This window comes from Pseudomonas sp. GZD-209 (assembly GCF_049310485.1).
GTDB lineage: Bacteria > Pseudomonadota > Gammaproteobacteria > Pseudomonadales > Pseudomonadaceae > Aquipseudomonas > Aquipseudomonas sichuanensis.
This window is the reverse complement of sequence record NZ_JBMOWQ010000266.1, coordinates 1-3,690: the sequence shown is the minus strand read 5'-3', so window position 1 is coordinate 3,690 and position 3,690 is coordinate 1. Positions and strand designations below refer to the sequence as shown.

Below are 3,690 nucleotides of genomic sequence, written 5' to 3'. Positions count from 1 at the left end.
ACGGCACCATCTACTCCCCGACGAGCGCGCATGCGCTGCTACCCCCCCCCCCCCCCGCGATTGCGTCAGCTCAGGCGATGAGGATCTGTCAGACCGCCATCGGCGCCGTCATCGGCGCATGGTGCTCATAGCCTTCCAGCCAGAAATCACTCGGCTCGATCTTCTCCAGCCACTCCGGCTCGTACTTGCCGGTCTCGGCAAACGCCGGCACGCGGTCACTGATCACCAGCTTCGGCGCCGCCAGCGGCTCGCGCTTCATCTGCTCGTTGAGCATGTCCAGGTGGTTCTCGTACACATGGGCATCGCCGATGAAGTAGGTGAACCAGCGCGGGGTGTAGCCGGTCAGGCGGCCGAACAGCGACAGCAGCGCGGCGCCTTCGGTGAGGTTGAACGGCGTGCCCAGGCCCAGGTCGTTGGAGCGGATGTAGAGGGTCAGGGAGATTTCCCTGGTCTCGACATTCGGGTGGAACTGGTACAGCAGGTGGCACGGCGGCAGGGCCATCTCGTCGAGCTGGGCGCAGTTCCAACCGTGGAACAGGATGCGGCGGCTGCCCGGGTCGTTGGCGATGGTGTCCAGGCACTGGCGCACCTGATCGATGGCCTTGTACAGGATGACGAACGCCTGGCCGTCTTCCTCGTCCTGGGCGATCTGGCGGAAACCGGCCTTCTCGGCCATTGCGATGGCGGCCGGGTTGCTCAGCGCGATGCGCTTGTAGCCTGGCCACTGGCGCCATTGCACGCCGTAGATTTCGCCGAGGTCGTCATGCCCCAGGCGGAACGGGTTGGCCAGCCACTGGGCGTTTTCGTTGGCGTTCTGGTCCCAGACCTTGCAGCCCAGTTCGCGGAACTCGCCGGCGTTCTTCACGCCACGCAGAAAGCCCACCATCTCGCCGATCGCCGACTTGAATGCCAGCTTGCGCGTGGTGATGGCCGGGAAGCCTTTTTGCAGGTCGAAACGCAGCATGGCGCCCGGCAGGCTGATGGTGCGGGTGCCGGTGCGGTTTTCCTGCAGCGTGCCGTTTTCAATGACGTCACGGACCAGGTCCAGATACTGTTTCATGGCTTACCTGTAGCGAGCACGGCAGGGGGATCGCCCCTGCCGTGGAGGTTTCAGTGGGCGGGTGTCGCCGTGGGCTTGCGATTATAAGCCCACCAGATCAGGCCGAGGCCAGCCAGGATCATCGGCACGCAGAGAATCTGACCCATGGTCAGCCAGCCCCAGGCGATGTAGCCCAGCTGGGCGTCCGGCACGCGGACGAATTCGACGATGAAGCGGAAGATGCCGTAGAACAGCGCGAACATGCCGGACACCGCCATGGTCGGCCGCGGCTTGCGCGAGAACGCCCAGAGGATGACGAACAGCGCCACACCTTCCAGGGCGAACTGGTACAGCTGCGACGGGTGACGCGGCAGTTGCGCCGGATCGCTGAACGGCGGGAAGACCATGGCCCACGGCACGTCGGTGGCCTTGCCCCACAGTTCGGCGTTGATGAAGTTGCCGATGCGCCCGGCGCCCAGGCCGATCGGCACCAGCGGTGCGACGAAGTCCATCAGCTCGAAGAACGACTTGTTGTTGCGCTTGCCGAACCACAGCGCCGCCAGCATCACGCCGATGAAGCCGCCGTGGAACGACATGCCGCCCTTCCACACTTCGAAGATCAGCGTCGGGTTGGCCAGGTACTGGTGCAGGTCGTAGAACAGCACGTAGCCCAGGCGCCCGCCGACGATCACCCCCATCGACAGCCAGAACACCAGGTCGGACAGCTTCTCGCGGGACCAGGTGGGGTCGAAACGGTTGAGCCGGCGCGAGGCCAGCAGCCAGGCGCCGCCGATGCCGATCAGGTACATCAGGCCGTACCAGTGGATTTTCAGCGGCCCGAGGGCCACGGCCACGGGATCTATCTGCGGGTAAGGCAGCATGGATTTTCCTCTTGGTTCAAATCAGAAAACTTAAGCCGACGCAGAACAGCAGCGCGGCGAACAGGCGTTTGAGCAGGCGCGGCGACAGCCTGTGCGCCAGGCGCGCGCCAAAGCGGGCAAAGAACATGCTGGTCACGGCGATGCCGACCAGCGCCGGCAAATACACATAACCCACACTGTGGGCCGGCAGGTGCTCCTCGTGCCAGCCAAGCCACATGAAGCTCAGGGCACTGGCCAGGGCAATCGGCAGGCCGCAGGCCGACGAGGTGGCCACGGCCTTCTGCATGGGCAGGCTGCGCCAGGTCAGGAACGGCACGGTCAGCGAGCCACCACCGATACCGAAGATCGCCGAGGCCCAGCCGATCACGCCGCCGGCGCCGATCAGCCCAGGCTTGCCGGGGATGCCACGGCTGGCCTTGGGCTTGAGGTCCAGGGCCATCTGCGCGGCGATCACCAGGGCGAACACGCCGATGATCTTCTGCAACATCGGGCCCTGGATCAGCGAGGCGGTCTTGGCCCCCACCAGCGCACCGAGCAGGATGCCCACGGCCATCCAGGTGAAGATCGGCCACTGCACCGCGCCTTTGCGCTGGTGCTCGAGCACGGCATTGATCGAGGTGAAGACGATGGTGGCCAGCGAGGTACCAACCGCCAGGTGGGTGAGGACCGCAGGGTCGAAGCCCTGCAAGGTGAAGCTGAACACCAGCACCGGCACGATGATGATGCCGCCCCCCACGCCGAACAGCCCGGCCAGCACGCCGGCGCAGGCACCCAACAGCAGATAGAGTACGAATTCCATTCGTGGCCCCTGTGGAAAACAATCCGGCATGGTAACGGAAGCCAAGCCCGGCGCTCTAGTGAAGTCTGTGTCAGGTGATGGATCAGCTCCCCCGGCGCGGGTAGAGTGGCCAAAAACACAGGGGACAACCTATGTGCCTGATCGTATTCGCCTGGCAGCCGGGTACCGCTCGGCCGCTGATCGTCGCGGCCAACCGTGACGAGTTCCATGCCCGCCCGACCCAGGCCCTGGCGGCCTGGGCGGATGCACCGGGGGTGTACGCCGGGCGCGACCTGGAGGCCGGCGGCACCTGGCTTGGCGTAGGGCCGCAGGGGCGCTTCGCCGCGCTGACCAATATCCGCGACCCGCGCCAGGCGCTGGGGCCACGCTCGCGGGGCGAGCTGGTGGCGGCGTTCCTGCAGGGCGAACTGGGGGTAGAGGCGTATCTGGATCAGGTCGCTAGCCGCAGCGGGCAGTACTCCGGGTTCAACCTGCTGGTCGGGGATGCCGGGCAGCTGGGCTACCTGCATGCCCGGGAAGCGGCGCCGCGCTTGTTGGGGCCGGGGGTCTACGGGCTGTCGAATGCCGGGCTGGACACGCCGTGGCCCAAGCTGGTCAAGGCGCGCAGCGGTCTTCAGCAGTTGCTCGAATCAGCTGAACCGGAACAACTGATGCATTTGCTGGCCGACGGTGAGCCGGCTGCGGACAGCGAACTGCCGGAAACCGGCGTGGGGCTGGCCACCGAGAGGCTGCTGTCGAGCGTGTTCATCGCCAGCCAGAACTACGGGACGCGGGCGAGTACGGTGCTGATTGTCGATGACCGGGGGCGGCGGCGCATGGTGGAGCGCAGTTTCGGGCCGTTTGGCGGGCATCTGGGGGAGGTTGAAGTGCTGGTCTGATGGTTTCTGATCGCCTGTGCGGGCCTGGGGGGGGGGGGGGGGGGGGGGGAAAAAAAAAAAAAAAAAAAAAAAGAGGAGGGGGGACAAGAGCAA

General features: G+C 65.6%; 4 protein-coding genes. 1 reads left to right on the top strand and 3 read right to left on the bottom strand.

The features are described from left to right. Positions 1-88: 88 nt before the first annotated feature. The 3 genes from ACO6VM_RS25695 to ACO6VM_RS25685 are packed head-to-tail and all read right to left on the bottom strand — an operon-like array spanning position 89 to position 2,719. On the bottom strand, positions 89-1,060 hold the full coding sequence (locus ACO6VM_RS25695; RefSeq protein WP_401055720.1) for a thymidylate synthase: 972 nt from the start codon (positions 1,058-1,060) through the stop codon (positions 89-91). Between the two features lie 50 nt (positions 1,061-1,110). Beyond that, complete coding sequence (lgt, locus tag ACO6VM_RS25690) at positions 1,111-1,920, bottom strand: prolipoprotein diacylglyceryl transferase (RefSeq protein ID WP_125465962.1); 810 nt, start codon at positions 1,918-1,920, stop codon at positions 1,111-1,113. A gap of 16 nt (positions 1,921-1,936) precedes the next feature. Next, the gene (locus ACO6VM_RS25685) at positions 1,937-2,719 is read right to left on the bottom strand and encodes a sulfite exporter TauE/SafE family protein (protein WP_322359611.1); all 783 of its coding nucleotides are present in this window, start codon (positions 2,717-2,719) and stop codon (positions 1,937-1,939) included. Between the two features lie 131 nt (positions 2,720-2,850). On the opposite strand from ACO6VM_RS25685, the gene ACO6VM_RS25680 reads away from it, so the two are divergent. Next, complete coding sequence (locus tag ACO6VM_RS25680; protein ID WP_401055722.1) at positions 2,851-3,597, top strand: NRDE family protein; 747 nt, start codon at positions 2,851-2,853, stop codon at positions 3,595-3,597. The last annotated feature ends 93 nt before the right edge of the window (positions 3,598-3,690 follow it).